The sequence below is a fragment of the Actinopolyspora mortivallis genome (assembly GCF_003001495.1).
Taxonomy (GTDB): Bacteria; Actinomycetota; Actinomycetes; order Mycobacteriales; family Pseudonocardiaceae; genus Actinopolyspora; species Actinopolyspora mortivallis_A.
The window spans coordinates 1-19956 of sequence record NZ_PVSR01000016.1 but is presented as its reverse complement, the minus strand read 5'-3'; the positions used below and the strand labels follow the sequence as shown (position 1 = coordinate 19956).

Below are 19956 nucleotides of genomic sequence, written 5' to 3'. Positions count from 1 at the left end.
GCACGATCGGCGCAATCGGGCCGCACTACGCGGAGGACGACGTCGAGTCCACACGGGAAAGCGCGGTGTCGGTGAGCGGCCTCTCGCACGGATCCGGCTCACAGCCCGAAACGGGACCACATGGCGCGGTGTTCCACGCGGTCGAGCACGGCGTCCACCGCTCCGGCGAACAGCCCGCTCGCCCCACCGGTCGGACCGGCCACCCCCAGCCGGGCCAACAGCGGCTTGCGCGGTTCCACCGAGACCACGTGCGCCTCGGGAAAACGCCGGGAGACCACCCCGCGCAGCGTTCCCAGGCCGTCCACCAGGCCCAGTTCCGCGGCCCGACGCCCGGTCCAGACCTCACCGGAGAAGAGGTCCTCGTCCGCCCCGGAGACGGCCTCACCGCGCCGCCCGCGCACCCAGTCGGCGAACTGCGCGTGCAGCTCCCGCTGCATCCCCTGCAACCACTGCACGTCCTCGGGATCCTCCGGGCGGAACGGGTCCAGTCTGGACTTGTGCTCTCCGGCGGTGTGCACCCGCCGTTCGATCCCGGCGCGCCGCAGCAGCTCGTCCAGCCCGAAACCGGCGCTGAGCACCCCCACGGAACCCACCATGGAGCTGGCGTGCGCGTAGATCTCGTCCCCGGCGCAGGCGAGCCAGTACCCGCCTGAGGCGGCCACGTCCTCGCAGAAGGCCAGCACCGGCACGTCCTTGTCCTCGGCGAGCTCACGGACGCGTTCGGCCACCAGCGCCGACTGGGTGGCCGCACCGCCCGGCGAGTTGACGGACAGGGCCACGGCGGAAAGCCTGTCGAAGGAGAACGCCCGGTTCAGCGCCGACTCGACCGTCTGCAACGAGATCGAGGGGCGGTTGACCGGGGACGGCATCGGTGTGATCGGGCCGTGCAGCTTGATCACGGGGACCACCGGGCCGCGCTCGGCGCGTTCGGCGAGCTTGCCCGGCAGCTTCCTGGAGACCTTGTCCGACAGCGTCCCGGCCAGTTTCTGGGCTGGTTTGTCACTCATGCCCCCACGTTACTGGCAACGGGGGGACTGTCGGTGACACGATCGGGCCGACCGGGCGGAGCCCACCCCTTCCGGCGTCACCGACCGGAGGCGCGGACCGGCACGTCCCGGGCGTTCTCCTCGACGTCCTCCGACGCTTCGACGTCCTCCGACAGTTGTTCGGCGGGCTCCGGTGTCTCCGGAGCCCGCTCGGCGGTGTCCGCCTCCGACGGTTCCGGCGCGGGCGGATCGGGGCACTCGCCCCACTCGGAGTACTCCCCCGTCACCGGCCGCACTCCCGGCGCGAACTTGGGCACCCGCATGCTCACCTTCATGCCCGCCCCCTGTTCGGTCTCCACCACGAGGCCGTAGTCGTTGCCGAAGGTGGCGCGCATCCTGTCGTTGACGTTGCCCAGTCCCACGTGCGAGCCCTCGGTGTGGGTGCCCTCCAGTTCCTCCTCCAGCTGGCGCGGGTCCATGCCGACACCGTCGTCGTCCACACTGATCAGGGCCTCGCTGCCGTTGTCCTCGGCGACCACCGAGACCGTGCCGCCTCCGGGTTTCTTCGCCAGGCCGTGACGCACCGCGTTCTCCACCAGGGGTTGCAGCGCCAGGAACGGCAGCACCACCGGCAGCACCTCGGGGGCGATCTTGAGCTGCACCTTCAGTCGCTCGGGACCGAAACGGGCGCTTTCCAGCATCAGGTAGCGGTCGATGTTGCGGATCTCCTCGGCCAGGGTCGTGTACATCTCGTTGGACCGGAACGAGTACCTGGTGAAGTCCGCGAACTCGGTGATCAGCTCCGTGGCCTGGTCCGGGTCCGTGCGGATCAACGTCGAGATCGTGTTCAACGCGTTGTAGACGAAGTGCGGCGAGATCTGGGCGCGCAGCGCGCGCACCTCGGCCTCGGCCAGTTTCTCCCGGGACACCTGCAACTCGGCCAGCTCCAGCTGGGCCGAGACGTGGTCGGCGACCTCCTTGGCCGCCCGGATCAGCCGCCTGCGGTCCCCGGCGGTGATCAGCACCAGCGCGCCACGGTTGCTGTTGTCCACCTCCAGGGGGACGACCACGGCGTGCCGCATGAGGCAGGGACGTTCGTCGCAGGGGAGATCGGCGTGGTCGACGTACTCGCTCTTACCGGTCCGCAGGGCACGGTCGATCGTGTCCGTGAGGTCGCGGTAGTGCTCGTTGACACCACCGTCCCAGCTCAGCAGCGTCCCCTCCGCGTCGACGATGCCGACGGCCACACAGGACAGCAGTGCCCGCAGGTGCGGGGCCGTCCGGTCGGCGGCCTCCTGGTCGAGACCACGACGCAGGTACGGGGCGGCGCTCGTGACCCGGTGCAACGCCTCCAGTGTCGCGTCCTCCCGGGAGGTGCTGACCCGGCGCGAACGACACAACATCACGAACATGGCGAGCACGGCCAGCGCCGCGACCAGTGTCAGCACTGTCCGCTCCGTCAACAGTTCGAGCACGCTCCACATGTTCGCCGGACATCACCCGTGGAATCAAGGAGACCACGACCAGTGCACGCTGGGAGTCGGTGAGCGGTTCCGGGAACTTCCGCCGTGCGGAATTCGTAACCACGATCGGGGGAACAGGCACGCCTCGGCGACGAACAGTGGCCGCCCGTGCCGGAACACTCGGTCCGGATCGGACGAAGCCGCATTCCTCCTTCCGCGCCACCGGGGTCCGAGGGGACTCCGACAGCGTTGCGTGCTCACTCCACCGGTTGCAGCGGGCCGTTCATGTCCGGCTCGGCGTAGAGCTCGATGTTGCGGGCCACCCGTGCCCCCTCCTGGTGGGCGGTCAGCGCTCCCCGCACCACACCGACCCAGCGCTCCGGGGGATGCTCGTCGGTGTCCCCCGGGGTCTCGGCGATGATCGACCAGGGTCTGCGCACCAACCAACGCACCGGGAAGAACAGCGCCAGCAACAGCAGCGCCAGGATCAGCCAGCCGGGAACCACCACCGTGGCGGGAGTCCACACCAGAAACGCCACGACCATGACCAACACGATCGCCCCCATGACGATCCCCTGCGAACGACCGCCGCTGACGTCGTGCTCCCAGTCGTCGATCTCCAGTGGGTTGCTCCATTCGATGCTGGTCCGCAGGGTCCACCGCCGACCGTCGGATCCACGCACCGCGCGGTTCATAGCCGCCTCCCCGCACCGGGACACGTCACGGGTCCCACCTCGGTCGATCAGTCCTCGCGCACACCGTACCGCGCACCGGACGCGAATGCGCCCCTTTCTCACACGGATTACTCTTCCGGAGGAAGCAGGCGGCCCCGGTCGCCACACGTCCGCGCGAGGAGAGCGGATATGGAACTGGAGCGGGCCCGTTCGATCCTGCGGGAACAGCACCACGCGGTACTCGCCACCCTGCGCGGTGACGGTGCGCCCCAGATGAGTCCCGTGCTGGCCACAGTGGATGCCACGGGACGGGCCGTGGTGAGCACCACGGCGAACACGGCCAAGGTCGCCAATCTCCGGCGTGATCCCCGGTCCTGGCTGTGCGTGCTGCCGGACGAGTTCTTCGGACGGTGGATCCAGGTGGAGGGCACCACCGAGATCGTCCCGCTGCCCGAGGCCATGCCGCTGCTGGAGGAGTACTACCGTTCCGTGGCGGGCGAACACCCGGACTGGGAGCAGTACCGCGCCGCCATGCGCGCCGAGAACAGGGTGCTGCTGCGCATCGAGCTCACCCGTGCCGGGCCGTCCTGAGACCGAGCGCGATCCGATCGCCCACCCCCCTGTGAGGGGATTCTTCCGCCTGCGGTAGAGTATGAGCCGAAGCGGCGGTCGGGCCGACTTCGAGAGTGCGGATGTAGCGCAGCGGTAGCGCATCAGCTTGCCAAGCTGAGGGTCGCGGGTTCGAATCCCGTCATCCGCTCGTTCACGCCCCGTCGATGTGCGGCATCGGCGGGGCGTTCTCGTGTTCACGCCCCGGAAGTCTTTCCACACCGTTCGTGGCGCTACCGACCGGTTCCGTGAGCCGCTACGCGGAACCAATCGTCTCCGCATGATCGGCGTAGCCGTGATGGCCGGCAGGAGACGTACCGGACAACCCTCCGTCAGCGGCGCCGCACTGCTCCAGAAGGAGCATAGGTCTAGACCAGAACTTCTCATAAGGTCTGGACCAAAGTGATGGTGATCAACGGCACAGAGTTACGCGAAACGGAGCTGTCCGCACCCGGGAGAACGTCCGTAGCTTCTCCGGTTACCACGAAGCGACCGGAAGGAGAACCGATGCTTACCCAACGCATCAAACGGGCCATGGGAATAGCCGCGTTCGGCGTCGTCCCGCTGGCACTGCCCATGCTCACCGCGGGCGCCGCCTCCGGACACGGCTACACCCAGAACCCACCGAGCAGGCAGGCCCTGTGCGCCGACGGCACGGTCAGCAACTGCGGCTCCATCCAGTGGGAACCGCAGAGCGTCGAAGGCCCCGGCAACTTCCCCTCCGGAGGGCCGGCCGACGGGACGCTCTGCAGCGGCGGAAACAGTCGCTTCTCCGAGCTCGACGACCCGCGCGGCGGCAACTGGCCCGCCAAGGACGTCTCCCCGGGGCAGGACCTGCAGTTCCGCTGGAAGCTCACCGCGGCCCACTCCACCGAGTCGTTCCGTTACTTCATCACGAAGGACAGCTACGACCCGAGCCAGCCGCTGACCAGGGACCAGCTCGACCTGCAACCGTTCCACACCGTGGACTACCACGGTGAGCAGCCGGGCTTCACCGTCACGCACACCGGGCAGCTGCCCAGCGACAAGAGCGGCAAGCACCTGATCTTCGGCGTCTGGGAGATCGCGGACACGAGCAACGCCTTCTACACCTGCTCGGACGTGAACTTCGGCTGACCCGAAGCCGCCCTCCTGCGAGGTGGTGACGACCGTGCCACTTCCCGGACACCACCTCACGCGCCGGTACCCGCACGGCCCACCCCCCTCCGAGGTGATCTCCAACACGAACGAATGAAACCCGTCGGTGTCGGCCAACCCCGTGGCTCCACGAGTGCGTCCCTGAGGGGAATCCCGAACACGGAAACGAAGGATATGAAGATGCGCTTTCCACGGCTGCACTCCGCGCTCGCGGGGCTGGGCGCCACGGCCCTGGCCGCCGCGCTCTCCGGAACGGCCACACCCGTCGCCGGGGCGGCCGAGAAGACCACGTCCCCACCGCCGGAGTGCTCCGCCGACTGTGAACGGGTCTTCGACCTGGAACTGCCCTACGACGCGCGTCTCGTCGGCTGGCGGGACGGCACGGTCCCCGGCGGGGACAGTGTGCTCACCTACCGTCTCGGCGGAAAGGAACACGACACCCTCGACCTGCCCGGCAGGCGTGTGCTGGACGCGGACTGCGGCTGGGAGGGCGACGCCCAGCGCTGTGCGGTCACCTACGACACCGGGGTGCACGGTGCGGGGGCGCTGTCCGTGACGCTGCTCGCCGACCGGGGGATCGTCCGCACCGACGAGGTGCGCGCGGCGACCCCGGGTGTGGAGCTGCGCCACTACGACGGCAACGGGCGGGCCGACCTGGCACTGCGCCAGAGCACCTACGATCCGAACTACGCCGAGGCACCCCAGTACTGGGAGACCTACCTGGAGTTCGAAGGCGAGTTCGTGCGCACCGGCTGCGCCGTCCCCGAGTCGGAGAGCTCACCCGCTCCCGAGGAGCTCGTCTACGACACCTGCGTCCGCCACTGAGGTGGTGCCGATTTTGCCGAAAATCGGCGTGCCCGGTCCGGCCGAGCGGCGCAGGCACCGCTCGTCCGGCTCGGCACGTACCCACGAACCGGGGACGAGGTGCACCCGCCGCCAAGTAATCCGTCCGTTCTCGGAGGCGCGCACGAGTCGGCTCCGGGCAGCGATCAGCGCGGTGAACAACGATATCGCGGGAACGTCGATCTCCTCCGACACGCTCACCCCACGGCAGGTCTCCGCCGCCGTGGCCACCGCCGCCACCACGCGATCAAAGGATACTGTGGACTGTTCGTCGTCGAACGCAGCGGCACGAATCCGGCCCGTTCGAGAAACCGGCCGGACACGGCAGCGGGTTCGGTGCGCCGCCTCGGAGGTCCACGAAACGGGAGTTCCGGGACGAACCAAGTAAGCGCCGCTCGTACGGGGCGAGGTCGTCCCCTCCCGTATGTGGGCCCGATTTTGCCTAAAATTGGCCCGCCGGGGAGATCACCGGCCCGTCACCGCCGCCCAGGAAACGCCCTCGGGTGATCAGCCGTGTTGCAGGTCCAGCCCCACCGGGCAGGACACCCCGGTGCCGGCGATGCCACAGTAACCGTTCGGATTCTTACCCTCGGAAAGATACTGCTGGTGGTAGCCCTCGGCGTAGTAGAACCGCCCGAGCTCGGCGATCTCGGTGGTGATCGTGCCGTGCCCGGCCGAGGTCAGCGCCCGCTGGTAGTGCTCCCGGCTCGCCTCGGCCACCTCGCGCTGCCGCTGGTCCCCGGTCAGGATCACCGAACGGTACTGCGAGCCCACGTCGTTGCCCTGGCGCATCCCCTGGGTGGGGTCGTGGTTCTCCCAGAACACCCGCAGCACCCCCGCGTAGTCGACGACCCGGGGGTCGAAGACCACCAGCACCACCTCGGCGTGCCCGGTCAGCCCGCTGCACACCTCCTCGTAGGTGGGGTTCGGCGTGTAACCGCCCGCGTAGCCGACAGCGGTGACCCACACCCCCTCGGTGCGCCAGAACGTCCGCTCGGCACCCCAGAAGCACCCCATCCCCAGCACGGCGGACTCGGTGCCCTCCGGGAAGGGACCGAGGATGCTGCGGTCCGGGTACACGGCGTGCCACCGGGGGACCTCCAGGGGAGTGGAACGCCCCGGCAGGGCCTCGGAGGGCTCGATCATGCGGGTCCTGTCACCGAACAACGCCATGCCTCCAGCCTACGCCGACCCCCTCCCCCGAGCGGAAGGAACGAGCACGGGAACTCACTCCTCCTGCCGGCGCGGCGGCACCCGGGGCAGCACCGGAGCGGTCTCGTCCGGGGCCACCTCGACCGGGACGATGGGGGTGGTGCCCAGCGGCTCGGTCGGCCGGTCGTCCAGGGCGGGCTCCGAGTCCCCCGCCCGAGCGGACGACACCGGCTCCTTCCCTCGCCCCGACGGCTCCGGCTCGACGACCTCGGGGGCGGCCCCCTCCCGACCGTCGGAAACCGCCCCGGTGGGGGCTTCCGGCCGCGCGGCCCCCGCCCCGGGAACCCGCTCGGCTCCGCGCTCCCGTGTCGAACGCCCGCCGGGGACGTAGTGCCGCAGTCCCATGGTGGGTTCCTCGACGAACTTCCACGACAGTGTGCCCACCACATAGGCCAGCGGAGCCGCGCAGGCCAGCATCAGCCACTGGTTGCGCACCCCGGCCATCACCAGCAGCTGTTGGATGGGAAACCCCCACACGTAGACGCCGTAGCTGCCGTTGACCCACACGGCGGGCACCCGCAGCCGCGCGGGCCAGAAGTGGCCGGTCACCACGACCGCGTAGCTGACCGAGAGGGTCATCCAGAACGAGGTGGCCGTGCTCATGGGCATCGCGAACAGCGCCACCAGCGCGGCCCCGGCGGCCAGCGGGGACAGTGGGATCCGGTAGAGGTTCAGCACCACCCCGATCGCGAAGGCCACCAGGAAGGCGATCAGCGGCTCCAGCGGCACACTCAGCAGCGAACCGGCGCTGTTTGCTCCGGGGTCGTGCTCCAGCCAGCGGTCGACGACCGCGAGCACCACCAGCGCGGCCACGGCCAACCAGCGGGTGCGCACCCGTCCCGCGCCCATCAGCAGCAGCACGAACAGCCCGGCGTAGGCGAGCAGCTCCATCGGCAGTGTCCACAGTGACCCATTGATCGTGCCGTGCCAGGGGTTGGCGGTGAACACCCCGGGAAGGTGGTGCTCCAGGGTGAGCATCCCGGCGTTGTTCACCACGTACGCCCAGGTTCCGTGCGCGGTGAAGTACTCCCCCACCGCGAGGGTGGTGACCAGCGGACCGATCACCAGCGCGCAGGCCAGCGAGACGGTCAGCATGGGCGGCCACAGCCGCAGCACCCGTTTGACGGCGAACCGCAGCGGATGCGGATCGCGCATCCAGCTCTCGGTGATCTGGAAACCGCTCATGGCGAAGAAACCCATGAGCACCCCGTGGTCGGGCTGCACCGGCCATTCCGGCGGGAACATGTCGTTACCGCTGACCAGTGGATAACTGTGCCCGTAGATCACGATCAGCGCGCCGATCATGCGAATCCAGGCGAAACCGTGGTTCGGTTCCGCGAAATACTCGGGATGCGCGTGATCGACGCGTGGAACGCGCTCGCCCATCCCCGGTGACCTCCGAACACGTGGTAACAGCTCGGAGTAGCCTAACGTCGACGACGGCTTCGCTGGGCTCAGCGTGCGCGGTTCGACGGATCGTTATCCGGCCACTGCCCCCGTGCGGACGGGAAAGGTGCGAAAATGACTGGCGGTCGCGGGGGGACGCGGCCGTGAATCCGGAAAGGGCTCAAGCGGTGACCTGGCAAGACGAGCTGCAACAACTGGACGCGGAACTCGCGGCGGGACGGATATCCGCCGACGAATACCGGCAGCGGCGCGACACCGTGCTCGGACGCGCCCACGCCGAGCAGTCGGAACAGCCGGAGAGCTCCTCGGGCGGGTTCCCGGCGCAACAGCCCGCCTGGCCCCAACAGACCGGTTTCCCCGGCCAGGGGGCGGGCGAAAGCGGGCCGCACCAGAGCCCGTTCCCACCGGCCTTCAGCTGGCAACAGTACGGCGAGCAGCCACAACCCGGGACACAGCCGCCGCCCCAACCTCCCACCGGGGACAGCACCCAGGTCGTCAACGTCAACCAGCCTCCGCAGCAGAGCATGCCGCCGCAGGGTCCGGCGAGTCCTCCCCGGGGCTGGCCGAGCTCCGGGCAGTTCCCGGCCGCGGGCGCCGAGCAGGGCGCGTGGGGTCAGCAGCCGTGGGGCGGCGAGGCACCGGGGACACCGTGGGGCAACGCGGACCTGCCCCCGGAGCACGGGGACACCAGCTGGATGCGCCAGGGTCCCGAGGTCTTCGAGACGGCGGGCAAGTCCGGCACGGGCAAGGTCGTCGGTCTCGTCGTCGGTGGCGTGCTGCTGGCCGGTGTCATCGTCGCGGCGGTGTTCTTCGTGCTCTCCGGGCGGGAGTCCGAGACACCGCCGGTGGCCGAGGGACAGCAGCAGACCACCACCTCGTCCACACCCACCTCCACCGAACCCCCGTTGCCGGAGCCCCCGGAGGCCAAGGGTCCTCCGCCGAGCCCCGACCAGGTGCTGATCCAGTCCCCCGAGGGCGAGCAACACCCCTACAACGGGGTGATGGAACCGGCCTCCCTGGAGGGAACGCGTTCCGAGGTGCTGCCCCCTCCGGTGCGGGACTTCGCCCTGGCCAACGGCGTGCGCAACGGCTGGTTCCGGGGAACCGACCCGACGAAGAACCCGATCGGCACGAGCCTGATCGCGGTGAAGATGCCCGACGAGGCCACGGCCGAGCAGCTCACCGCGAAGTACCGGGAGCAGCAGCGGAAACTGGTCCAGCTCGACGACCTGTCCTACCAGGGCGTTCCCGTCTACTCCTCCGGGGAGACCCTGCGCACCGCCTACACCACCCACAGCTGGATGGTGATCATCGAGGTCCGGACCCAGCAGGCCCCGCAGGGCGAGGCCCAGAACCTGTTCACGGGCCTGCTGAAGAAGCAGCTCGCGAAGAACCCGCCGACCGTGCGGGAGTGACCCGCACGGTCGCCCCCGAAGCACCGGCGGTGCGGAAGCCGTGTCCGCACCGCCGGATTCAGCCGCTCACCAGACGTTTCAGCTCGGCCAGGGAGACGTCGGGGCCGAACTGGGCGGCCACCCCGGCACGTCCCGCCTCGGAGAGGCGGTTCCACTCCGCGTCGTCGGTGAGCAGCCGCACCACGTGCTCGGCCAGTCCGGCGGGCTCGTCGGCGACCAGCACGTCGCGTTCCGGGGTGAGGCGGATGCCCTCCATCGCCACTTCCGTGGCCACCACCGGAACCCCGCAGGCCAGGCTCTCGCCGACCTTGCCCTTGACTCCCGCGCCGAAACGCAACGGCGCCAGGCTCACCCGCGTGCGGTCGTAGAAGGCGGCCAGGTCGTCCACCCAGCCGTGGACCTCGACCCCCTCGCCCCGCAGGGCGCGGACCTCCTCCGGCGGGTTGCTGCCCACGATGTGCAGCCGCGCCTCCGGGCAGCCGCGCCGCACCAGCGGCATGATCTCCTCGACCGCCCACCGGGCCGCGTCCACGTTGGGCGGATGGTCGAAACCACCGACGAACAGCACGTCCCGGCGGTTCTCCGGGCCGTCCGCGTCCTGCCGCACCTCGTGCACATTGGACAGCACGCGCACGTCGGCGTCGTCGACCAGCTCGTTCAACAGCCTGCGCTCGGTCTCCGAGACCACCAACGTGACGTCACAGCTGCGCACCAGCCCCAGCTCCAGCTCCCGCGAGGCGTGGGCCTTCCGGCGCAGCGCCCGCCCCAGCTCGAAGTCGGACTCGGACTCGGCCACCTCGGCCTGACGTTGCAGACGCACGAAGTGCAGGTCCACCGTGTCGTAGACCACCAGGGCCTGCGGCGCGTTCAACCGGAGCTGCTCCAGCAGACTCCACGCCACCTGCGGGCGGGACAGCAGCACCGTGCTGATCTCCGAGCCCGCCTCGTCCAGGAAGGCCTGTTGCAGGCGCGACTCGCCCAGCACCGTCACCCCCAGCCGCCGCAGCCGGGCGGTGTAGGGCTGCAACTCGGCGTGGTTGTTCGGGAAGAACACCACCCGCGCGCCCAGGGAGACGAGCTGTTCCAACAGCCGCCACATCCGCACCGAGCCGGAGTCGAAGTCGGGACGCGGAACCTGGTGGTCCTTCACCAGCACCAGCGGCCCGAAGTGTCCGTAGGTGCCGCGCTGGCGCGCCAGCCACAGGTTGCGGGGGCCGGCCTCGGGAAGATGCTGGGAACGCAGGGTCTGCGACCACTTCTCCACGAAGACCCGGCGGTTGGACTCCTGGTAGCGCTTCAGCCCGGATCCCACGTCCGTGCCGTTGGAGACCCCCTCGTGGTGCACCACGGAGGCCGCGGGCTGCACCACGGTGCGGTAGCCGGCCCGCCGCACTGCGAACGCCAGGTCGGTGTCCTCGTAGTAGGCCGGGCTGTAGCGGGTGTCGAAACCTCCCAGCTCGGAGAACACCCCGGCGCGCACGAGCAGCGCCGCCCCGGAGCAGTAATCCACGTCGCGCAGCACGTTGTGCTCGGCCGCCCCGGGATCGCCGCCACGTCCCAGGTTCCACCCGCTGCCGTCCGACCAGACGATCCCGCCGCACTCCTGCAACCGGCCGTCCGGGTAGACCAGCTTGGCCCCGACCAGCCCGATCCGCTCGTCGGAGTCCATGGCCGCGACCAGCTCGTCCAACCAGGACTCGGTGACCTCGGCGTCGTTGTTCAGGAAGAACAGCAGTCTGCCCCGCGCGTGTTCGGCACCCAGGTTGCAGGCCCCCACGAAACCGAGGTTGCTCTCGGCGCGCACCAGCCGGACCCCGCCGCACCGCTCCAGGTACCACGCGCTGTCGTCGGGGGAGGCGTCGTCGACGACGATCACCTCGAACGGCACCGAGGACCGGTGCCCGGAGAGGCTGAGCAGGCACCTGCGGGTGTACTCCCACTCGCCGTGCACGGGGATCACGACGCTGACGTCCGGCTCGGTGCTGTGGGGAACGTCCACCGGAGCGCCCGGTTCGGCCTGGCGCGCTCCCGCCGGACCACGGCCCATGGCGAACTCGTAGACGTCCCGGCGCGCGGTGCCGCGCGGGGCCACCCGTTCCACCACGCGCCGGTACCTGGTGACGGCGCGCTGCACCAGCGCCGAGTTCTGCTCCTCCAGCTCGGCCGCCCGACGCCGTGCCGTGTCCAGTTCGGACTCCAGGCCGGAGACGGTCTCACGCAGCCACTCGATGCGGGCCGCCTCCCGCTGCTGCTCCAGCCCCAGTTCGTGCAGCCGCTGGTGCAGCCGGTCGCGTTCCCGCTCGGCCTCGTCCGCCCGGCTCTCGGCGGACAGCCGCGCCGACTCCAGCTCGCTGATCCGGTTCTTGAACTCGGCGGCCTCGGCGCGGTTCCTGCGGCAGAGCTCGTTCAACCGGGCCACGTCGGCCACCGCCTCGTCGCGCTGCCGCACCACCTCGTCGAGCTCGGCCCCCGCCGCCCCGGCGGCCAGTTTGGCGTCGGCGTCCAGCAGCACCGCCGCAGCCGGAACCTGGGGGAGCTGGCGGTCCGAGGCCATGCCCAGCAGGTAGGTGTGCCCCACCCCCTGTTCCACCCGCCAGTGCCCGGAGTCCTGCTGCCGCAGCGTCTGCAACCGCACCCCGTCCGCGGCGATGTCCGGCTCACCCGGCTCGCAGGGCGTGACCAGCGAACCGACCGCGACGTTCTGCTTGAGCAGCGCGGCGTGCCGGAAGGAGTCCTTGAGCAGCGCCTCGAACTGCGGCGCCGCCAGTTCCTTGACGTGGAAGGGGTTCTCGTTGCCGTGCTGGTCGTGGTAGACGGCCGTGTCCGGGGTGCTCATCAGCAGGAGCCCGCCCGGGGCCAGGGCGGAGCGGATCAGCCGCAGCACCGCGTCGTGATCGGCGACGTGTTCGATCGCCTCGAAGCACACCACCACGTCGAACGGCGCCTCGTCGCTGACCGCCTCCGGGTCGGTCATGGAGCCGGTGCGGAAGCGGAGGTTGCGCCCGGCGTGGTTCTCGGTGGCGTGGCGCACCGCGTCCTCGTCGATGTCCACCCCGACCACCTCGGCGGCCCGTTCGGCGAGCATGGCCGCCCCGAACCCCTCACCGCTGGCCAGGTCGAGCACGCGCCTGCCCCCGACCAGACGCGTGGCGAGCGCGTAGCGGTGGTAGTGCTCGTAGATCACCTGCGCGTCGTCGGCCCACGGCACACACCGCTCGCCGGTCCACTCGATCAGCCTGTCCGGACGCCGCGCGTCCCGGTCGCCGTCCTCGCCCATCGTGCCCCCTTGTCGTCACCGAGCACCGACGATTCTGCTCCACCGCGACGGCCGCACGGGTGCCCGTACCGTCAATTCTGCCCAAAATGGCGAAAGTTCTTCCCGACCAGGGGGCTGTTCCCGGGAAGGACGCCCGCCGGGGACGCGGGGTACCCCGGCGAGCGACGGCGCGTGGCGCGATCTCAGTCCTCCGGGGCCGAGTTCCGGGACTCCACCCGCCTTCTCCGGCGCCAGAGCACGTGCTCCGCGACCACCGAGAGCGCTATCGCCGCGGAACCGCAGACGTTCCACCAGAAGAGGAATCCCTCGCGGACCAACAGGCCCGACAGCAGGAGGAACAGCGCGGCCAGCAGCCCCGAGACGGCGCCGACGGCGTGCCGCCGCGCCCCCGCCCGGGGCGTGGTGAAGAACCCGGCCTTCCATGGGGACGCACCGGCGGTGCCCGTCGAAACCGTCGTTGTCGTCGCGGAGTCGTTCATCCCGACCTCCTGGTCCCGCCCTCTCGCGGGGCGGCGCACGGTCCTCTCTCGTGTGCGGTGAGCGGGGCGGACGTCGTGGACTCCACCCGCCGAACACCGACCCCCTCGGGGGATTCTGCCGCACCGACGGGCGAACACGGCAGCGTTCGGGAGAACGGACCGCCTCTCAGCCCTTGACGCAGACCACCTGGCGCAGGCGCGCCACCACCTCCACGAGCGCGGACTGCGCCCCGATGACCGAGTCGATGTCCTTGTAGGCACCGGGGATCTCGTCGAGCACCCCGGTGTCCTTGCGGCACTCCACACCGGAGGTCTGGGCGCGCAGGTCGTCCGAGTCGAAGGTCTTCTTGGCCCTGTTGCGGCTCATCCGCCGCCCGGCGCCATGAGCCGCCGAGTAGAAGGACCGTTCGGAACCGAGACCCCGCACCACGTAGGAACCGGTGCCCATCGAACCGGGGATCAGGCCGGGGTCCCCACTTCCCGCGCGGATGGCGCCCTTGCGGGTGACCAGCATGGTCCTGCCGTCGATGGTCTCCTCGGCGACGTAGTTGTGGTGGCAGGAGATCGGCTCCTCGAAGCCCACCTCGCGGTCGCCGAAGGACTCCCGCAGCGCCTGCTTGACCAGCGCCAGCATGACCTGGCGGTTCAGCCGCGCGTACTCCTGGGCCCAGAACAGGTCGTGCCGGTAGGCCTCCATCTCCGGGGTTCCGGACACGAACACGGCCAGGTCCCGGTCCGGCAGGTCCCGGTTGTGCGGGAGTTCGCGGGCCCGGGCGATGTGGCGCTCGGCCAGTTCCTTGCCGATGTTGCGGGAACCGCTGTGGAGCATGATCCACACGGCGTCCGTCTCGTCCAGGCACACCTCGATGAAGTGGTTGCCCCCGCCGAGGGTGCCGAGCTGGCAGCCGGCCTTGCTCTCGCGGTCCTGCACCCCCCGGTCCAGGTCACCGAAACTCCGCCACAGTCGGCGCCACCGCTCGGTCGGCACCTCGACCCGCGCGGGATCCACGGGTTCCTTGTGCGCGGCGAACCCCACCGGCACGGCCCGTTCGATGCGGGAGCGGACGCCGCGCAGGTCGGCGGGCAGGTCCTCGGCGCGCAGGCTGGTCTTCACCCCGGCCATGCCGCAGCCGATGTCCACGCCCACGGCGGCGGGGGACACGGCGTCGGGCATGGCGATGACGGAGCCGACGGTGGCTCCCTTGCCCAGGTGCACGTCGGGCATGACCCGCACCCCGTGCACCCAGGGCAGGGCGGAGATGTTGCGCAGCTGGTCCAGGGCGGCGGGCTCGATCTCGTGTTCGGGTGCCCACATGAGGGTGGGTGCCGCCGCCCCGGACAGGGCGACCGGATAGTTCGTCACGATCGACTCCTGGAACTCGTTTCGGAAAGACCCCGGTGGACGACTCCGGGTGGGAGGGAATCGTTCACCGACCTGTCGAACCCCCTGCGCAGGAACGTCCCGAACCGCCGGAGGCCGACGAGGACTTCCGGCAATTCCAGGATAAGCGTAGTTTCGGACACCCAGACCGTCGAACTATTTTCACATTTATTCGGTGTCCCCGGCGCCGAACGGAGAACGGGGAACCCGCCCCGACTACCTGCCCACCGCGTACCCCTGGGCTCCCCGCGCGTTGGCCGCCGCACGCAGCAGCCCGCCGTCCGGATCCCGGGCCACCGCCGAGAGCCTGCCCAAGGCCCACGCGCCCGCGTCGACCACGCGGTGCCCGCGCCGGGACAGCTCGTCCAACCGTTCCCGCCCCAACCGGGACTCCACCACCAACCGCCGCGACTGCCAGCCACGCGGGTAGAAGGAAGCGGGAAAGGCCGTGGTGTGCCAGGCCGGCGCGTCGATCGCCGCCTGCAGATCCAACCCCGCGTGCACGTGGGCCAGCCAGAAACACAGCTGCCACTGGTCCTGCTGGTCCCCGCCCGGAGTACCGAACGCCAGCACCGCGGCCCCGTCCCGCGAGGCCAACGAGGGACTCAACGTGCTCCGCGGGCGCCTGCCCGGAACCAACGAGTTCGGCAGCCCCTCCTGCAACCAGAACATCTGCGCCCGGCTGTTCAGGCAGAATCCCAGTTCGGGAATCGTCGGGGAGGACTGCAACCAGCCCCCGGACGGCGTGGCCGAGACCATGTTGCCCCAGCGGTCCACCACGTCCACGTGCACCGTGTCCCCCCGCCCCTGCCCGGTCCACGGGACGGTCGGCTCCCCCAGCCCGACCCCGCTGGGATCGGGCGGCGACTCGGCACCCCTGCCCAGGGCCACGTACTCCGGCAGCACGGGAGCCGTCCCGCCCGGGGAGCCCGGACGCAGCTCCGCCGAGGCGGTCTCGCCGATCAGCCCGCGCCTGCGGGCCGCGTACTCCGGGGACAGCAGCGCCTCGGCGACACCGGCGGGGGCGGAGTCGCCGTAGTGGGCCTCGCGGTCGGCGAAGGCCAGCTTGGCCGCCTCCACGGCGGTGTGCACCGTCTCCGCCTCGGCAACACCCTCCCGGTACTCGGGGGTGAACCCCTCCAACAGCCGGAGCTGTTGCAGCAGCACCGGCCCCTGGCACCACGGCCCGAACTTCGCCAGGCTCCACCCGCCGGGCAGCTCCAGCGTCACCGGATCCTCGTAGTGCGCCGAGAACCGCGCCATGTCCTCGCCGGTGAGCACCCCGGGGTGCGCGGAACCGGAGCCGTCCCAGACCGGGGTGCGCACGAAGCGGTCCACCGCCTCGGCGACGAAGCCCTGCGACCAAGCCCGGCGGGCCGCGTCGATCCGTGCCTCACGACCGCCCCCGGCCGATTTGCCCTCGCGCACCAGCCGCCGCCAGGTACGCGCCAAATCCGGGTTGCGCAGCACCGCGCCCGTTCGCGGAGGGTTCCCGGAGGGCATCCACAGCCGCGCCGAGGAGGGCCAGTGGGTGGCGAACAGCCCGCCGACGGTGGCGATGGTGCTCGCCAGCCGCTCCACCACGGGGAAGCCGTCCGCGGCGTAGCCGACCGCGAAACGCAGCACCCGTTCCAGTTCCATCGTGCCGTGGTCACGCAGCAGCGTCAGCCAGCCGTCCCAGGCACCCGGCACGGTGGCGGGCAGCAGCCCGATGCCGGGGATCAGCTCCAGCCCGAACTCCCCGGCGAAACGGTCGATCGTGGCACCGGCGGGGGCGGGTCCCTGCCCGCACAGGGCCCGGGGAGGCCCTCCCCGCACGGCGAACAGCGCGGGCAGCTCCCCGGCCGGGCCGTTGAGGTGCGGCTCGACCACCTGCAACACGAAACCGGCCGCCACGGCCGCGTCGAAGGCGTTGCCACCCTCCTCCAACACCGCCATCCCCGCCGTGGAGGCCAGCCAGTGGGTCGAGGCGACCATCCCGTGTGTACCGAGCAGCTCGGGGCGCGTGGTGACCATCCGCTCCAGCCTAGGAGCGCGGGCAGCGAAGATCACGAGAATCCGAACAGATTTCCGGGGGACACGTGTGCGGCCGGAAGCACGGGGTTGGCACAGCTGCTCGGGTTGGTCACCCGAGTTCCCACGAGGTCTTGCGGGACGTCTTCCGGTAGGTCGAGGTGACCGGGAAGGTCGTTGTGGTGGTCGAGACGGGCCGGCCGGGATGCGCGTACTTCCCACCGGAGATCACAAGTGAACAACGCGACCGTGAAGTCGCAGGGCACTACGTGTATTCCTCACATGCGCGGGGCTGGGCCGCAGTGGGCCAGTTTTAGGCAAAATCGGCACACGTCCGCAGGCGCGGGGCAAGGCATGAAAACGGCGCCCCCGGAAGGGTTCCGGGGGCGCCGTGCTGTCGCTAGGGGTTCACTCGAAGCGGTTGTTCTTCACCGCGTCGAGGAAGGCGGTCCACTGCTGGCGGGTGGCGGTGACGTAGCCGAGATCGCGGTTCTTGGTGTCCCGCACGGCGGCGCCGTCACCGACGCGACCGACCTCGACGCAGTGGGTGTGTTGTTTGGACCGGCTGGACTTCGTCCAGCCGGTTGGGTGGTGTACTGTCATTGCTGCCTTTCCAGATCGTCAGCGATTTTGGCGATGAGTTCCGTGGACTGGGTGGGACTCATCGCCACCTGGCGAAGCTTAATACTCGCTTCGCGATATGCCTCGGTCTCCCTGGCGCTGTACACGGAGGTAGATGAGGCCACGTGTTCGAGATGGACGATCGGTGCCGCTTTGGGAAACTCGAACAGTAGGAACGATCCGGCGTGCGCGGGTGTCCATGTGGTCATGCCGTTGGGGATGACCTGAATGGTGACGTTGTCGAGGTCGCTCATCTTCAGCAGATGGCGGAGCTGTTCGATCAGCACGTTGGTGCCGCCAAGAGGTTCCCGAAGCGTGTGTTCGGTGATGATCACATCGAGTGTGGGAGCGTTCTCGGCGTAGAGAATGTTCTGACGGCCGACCCGCATGGTGACACGGGCTGCGGTGTCGGGCTCGGCATGTGCTCCCAGGATGGCGGCGGCGTAGGCCGACGTTTGGAGCAGGCCCGGCATCACGTCGGTGCACACGTCGGTGATGTGCTGGGCGCTGGTCTCGAACTCGATCAGAGTGGTGAGTTCGCGTCGTGTACCGGAAGCTCCGGCCACCCAGTTCGGTTGATCGGCATCTCGGGCCATCTCCACTAGCTCGTGATACGTGGATCCACGGACTCCCAGGGTAGTCAGGATCTGCGCCACATCCTCGGGTTTCGGTGTGCGAGTGCCGTTCTCGTAGCGGGACAGCGTCACATAACTGACATCGAGATACCGCGCTAGTTCACGCTGTGTCATACCGCTCGCGTTTCGGCATTCCCGCAGTTCAGCACCAAGAGCGCGAGCTTTGGGAGTCTGATCGCTGTTTCCGCCCATGAAACAACAATAGGAGACGATCATCGTTCACGAGAACACCCGAACGGGCGATTGCGTCTTTGTTTCTAGAAAACCATGCTGTTTCCAGCAATTCAGATCTGGTTACACAGTGGAGAGTAACTTATGCCACATCCGATTGCGTGGGTGCCCGCCGAGCGGGCGCGTCATGCCAGCACGGACCCGGTCTCCCAGCGGGGGCGCAGGGAGTATCCGGAGGGCCAGCGGGTGTCCACCCTGTGTGGACGGGCGGTGGAGGCCTGCGAGGGTGAGCTCGCCTGGCTGTGGTGGACCTGCCCGACGTGTGACGACAGGGCGCGGGAGATCGTCGGCGCCCCGCCACGTCCGGAGGTTGGGGGGCGGGCATGACCGGTCCGGAGAACGTGACGGTGGGGCTGCGGCTGGGGCGGGAGCGGCTTCGGTTGCAGGAGTTCGTCTCGGCGGTGGCTGTTCAGAGTTGTACCGCCGAGCAGTGTCGGAGTCAGGCGGCTCGGTTGGAGCGGTTGGCCGAGGTGCTGCGGGAATACGCTCGAACGCTCCCGGAGGAATCCCCCGGCGGGACGCATCCGGGCGGCACCGATGACTAGGCCCCTTCCCGGACCCGCCGCGCTGGGCCTAGCCGGGCTGTGGTGGCCTCGTCGGCTGTCCTGGTCGGGCACCCTGCCGCTGGCGGCCGTGGCCAAGCGCCGACCAGGTAACCATCACCTACCTGGTCGGCAGCCCGATCCTATCCCGGGGCTGTACCCGGATCCGGATCAGGCCCTGCTTGAGCGTGTCCTGCGCGGCCTGCGCGCCCTGTGAGTCCCGGCTCGGGTGCCGTGACCTCCACCCGGCACCCGGGCCGTCACCCCGCCCGGCCGGAGATTCCTCCCCACTCTCGCCCCGGCCGGGCGGGGTTCCACCCGGAAAGGACAGGCTCGGGTGAGCAGCCCGAGCAGCGCTGACCCCGTCCCCGGAAGGCGCCTCCGATCACGTCGTCCCCTGCCACGGGCGGGGGATGTGTCAGCCCTTGGTGTTAGGAGTCCGACCATGCTTGAGGACATTCGTGCCCGGTTGCAGCAGATTATCGACACTGCTCCCGCCGGTGAGCTCCAGGCGGTGCGGACCACGTTGGACGAGCTGCGTGGGCAGCTGCACCAGGTCGCCGGGACCAGCGCGAACGACGACGTGCAGCAGGCGTTGCGGTTGTTCGGTATCGCCCCCGACACGGTCGGTGAGGCGGTGCAGGCGGTCATGCTGGCCACCGAGCACGTGCGTTCGTTCTCCACCGTGCTGTGAAGGGGGCCTGGCATGTCCCACGTGGAAGAGCTGGCCAACGGCATCGCCGCCCTCCTGGGGCAGATACCGCCCGAGCAGCTGCACCAGGTACGCGCCTGGGTCGAGGAGTACGCCCTGCCCACCCTGGCCGAAATCGGCCAGGGCAGCAGCTCTCCCGACCTGGCCGAGGCGGTGGCCCTGCTTCAGCACACCCGCGAGCTCATCGACGAGGTCCTCGCCCTGTCCGCCACCACCCACCAGCACCTGGTGAACTACCTCACCACCCTCGGCCTGAACAACGACCAGCCCCCGCCCAGCATTCCCCACCCGTCCACCCACCAGCCTCCGATCCGCGACA

At 69.8% G+C, this 19956-nt stretch carries 19 protein-coding genes, 1 tRNA gene and 1 pseudogene; 10 read left to right on the top strand and 11 right to left on the bottom strand.

Annotated elements, in window-relative coordinates; genetic code table 11:
* Window positions 1-98: 98 nt before the first annotated feature.
* From CEP50_RS10845 to CEP50_RS10835, 3 genes are all read right to left on the bottom strand, one after another.
* Window positions 99-1007, bottom strand: a complete 909-nt coding sequence (locus CEP50_RS10845) for a S49 family peptidase (RefSeq protein ID WP_106113828.1) — start codon at window positions 1005-1007, stop codon at window positions 99-101.
* A gap of 77 nt (window positions 1008-1084) precedes the next feature.
* Window positions 1085-2470 carry a sensor histidine kinase gene (locus CEP50_RS10840; RefSeq protein WP_258175154.1) on the bottom strand — a complete coding sequence of 462 codons (1386 nt, stop codon included), beginning with the start codon at window positions 2468-2470 and terminating at the stop codon, window positions 1085-1087.
* 236 nt (window positions 2471-2706) lie between these two features.
* The gene (locus CEP50_RS10835; protein ID WP_106113827.1) at window positions 2707-3144 is read right to left on the bottom strand and encodes a DUF983 domain-containing protein; all 438 of its coding nucleotides are present in this window, start codon (window positions 3142-3144) and stop codon (window positions 2707-2709) included.
* Window positions 3145-3312: 168 nt separating this feature from the next.
* Here CEP50_RS10835 and CEP50_RS10830 point away from each other — a divergent pair, with 168 nt between their 5' ends.
* From CEP50_RS10830 to CEP50_RS10815, 4 genes are all read left to right on the top strand, one after another.
* On the top strand, window positions 3313-3714 hold the full coding sequence (locus tag CEP50_RS10830) for a PPOX class F420-dependent oxidoreductase (RefSeq protein WP_106113826.1): 402 nt from the start codon (window positions 3313-3315) through the stop codon (window positions 3712-3714).
* 97 nt (window positions 3715-3811) lie between these two features.
* A tRNA-Gly gene (locus CEP50_RS10825) sits at window positions 3812-3883 on the top strand.
* Window positions 3884-4239: 356 nt separating this feature from the next.
* A complete protein-coding gene (locus tag CEP50_RS10820; protein WP_106113825.1) occupies window positions 4240-4848 on the top strand; it encodes a lytic polysaccharide monooxygenase auxiliary activity family 9 protein in 609 nt (202 codons plus the stop codon).
* Window positions 4849-5049: 201 nt separating this feature from the next.
* Window positions 5050-5694, top strand: a complete 645-nt coding sequence (locus CEP50_RS10815) for a hypothetical protein (RefSeq protein WP_258175153.1) — start codon at window positions 5050-5052, stop codon at window positions 5692-5694.
* Between the two features lie 525 nt (window positions 5695-6219).
* On the opposite strand, the gene msrA is transcribed toward CEP50_RS10815, so the two are convergent.
* Window positions 6220-6885 carry a peptide-methionine (S)-S-oxide reductase MsrA gene (gene msrA / locus CEP50_RS10805; RefSeq protein WP_106113822.1) on the bottom strand — a complete coding sequence of 222 codons (666 nt, stop codon included), beginning with the start codon at window positions 6883-6885 and terminating at the stop codon, window positions 6220-6222.
* 54 nt (window positions 6886-6939) lie between these two features.
* Entirely contained in the window at window positions 6940-8310 is a 1371-nt protein-coding gene (locus CEP50_RS10800; RefSeq protein WP_106113821.1) for an acyltransferase family protein, read from the bottom strand.
* 188 nt (window positions 8311-8498) lie between these two features.
* Between CEP50_RS10800 and CEP50_RS10795 the strand changes: the two genes are divergently transcribed.
* Entirely contained in the window at window positions 8499-9746 is a 1248-nt protein-coding gene (locus tag CEP50_RS10795; protein WP_106113820.1) for a DUF1707 domain-containing protein, read from the top strand.
* Between the two features lie 58 nt (window positions 9747-9804).
* Here the strand turns inward: CEP50_RS10795 and CEP50_RS10790 are convergent, their stop codons facing one another.
* The 6 genes from CEP50_RS10790 to CEP50_RS10765 form a co-directional block, all read right to left on the bottom strand.
* A complete protein-coding gene (locus CEP50_RS10790; protein ID WP_106113819.1) occupies window positions 9805-13023 on the bottom strand; it encodes a glycosyltransferase in 3219 nt (1072 codons plus the stop codon).
* Between the two features lie 182 nt (window positions 13024-13205).
* Window positions 13206-13502: a hypothetical protein gene (locus CEP50_RS10785; protein WP_106113818.1), complete on the bottom strand. Its 297-nt coding sequence runs from the start codon at window positions 13500-13502 to the stop codon at window positions 13206-13208.
* A gap of 166 nt (window positions 13503-13668) precedes the next feature.
* Window positions 13669-14817, bottom strand: a complete 1149-nt coding sequence (locus tag CEP50_RS10780) for an RtcB family protein (protein ID WP_181188336.1) — start codon at window positions 14815-14817, stop codon at window positions 13669-13671.
* 282 nt (window positions 14818-15099) lie between these two features.
* Window positions 15100-16899, bottom strand: a complete 1800-nt coding sequence (locus tag CEP50_RS10775; RefSeq protein ID WP_106113816.1) for a gamma-glutamyltransferase family protein — start codon at window positions 16897-16899, stop codon at window positions 15100-15102.
* A 405-nt stretch (window positions 16900-17304) separates the two neighbouring features.
* On the bottom strand, window positions 17305-17499 hold the full coding sequence (locus CEP50_RS10770) for a DUF397 domain-containing protein (protein ID WP_106113815.1): 195 nt from the start codon (window positions 17497-17499) through the stop codon (window positions 17305-17307).
* Complete coding sequence (locus CEP50_RS10765; RefSeq protein ID WP_258175152.1) at window positions 17496-18368, bottom strand: helix-turn-helix domain-containing protein; 873 nt, start codon at window positions 18366-18368, stop codon at window positions 17496-17498. The genes CEP50_RS10770 and CEP50_RS10765 overlap by 4 nt, the downstream gene beginning before the upstream one ends.
* A gap of 99 nt (window positions 18369-18467) precedes the next feature.
* Between CEP50_RS10765 and CEP50_RS10760 the strand changes: the two genes are divergently transcribed.
* The 5 genes and pseudogenes from CEP50_RS10760 to CEP50_RS10745 all read left to right on the top strand — a co-directional run.
* Window positions 18468-18710, top strand: a complete 243-nt coding sequence (locus tag CEP50_RS10760) for a zinc finger protein (RefSeq protein WP_106113814.1) — start codon at window positions 18468-18470, stop codon at window positions 18708-18710.
* Window positions 18707-18928, top strand: coding sequence for a hypothetical protein (locus CEP50_RS10755; RefSeq protein WP_106113813.1), 222 nt, complete (start codon window positions 18707-18709; stop codon window positions 18926-18928). Before CEP50_RS10760 ends, CEP50_RS10755 begins: the two co-directional genes overlap by 4 nt.
* On the top strand, window positions 18921-19142 hold the full coding sequence (locus CEP50_RS19875; RefSeq protein WP_146134792.1) for a hypothetical protein: 222 nt from the start codon (window positions 18921-18923) through the stop codon (window positions 19140-19142). The genes CEP50_RS10755 and CEP50_RS19875 overlap by 8 nt, the downstream gene beginning before the upstream one ends.
* Before the next feature lie 228 nt (window positions 19143-19370).
* Window positions 19371-19619, top strand: coding sequence for a hypothetical protein (locus tag CEP50_RS10750; RefSeq protein ID WP_106113812.1), 249 nt, complete (start codon window positions 19371-19373; stop codon window positions 19617-19619).
* 12 nt (window positions 19620-19631) lie between these two features.
* Window positions 19632-19956 (top strand): annotated as a pseudogene (locus tag CEP50_RS10745) (DddA-like double-stranded DNA deaminase toxin); the annotation flags it as partial.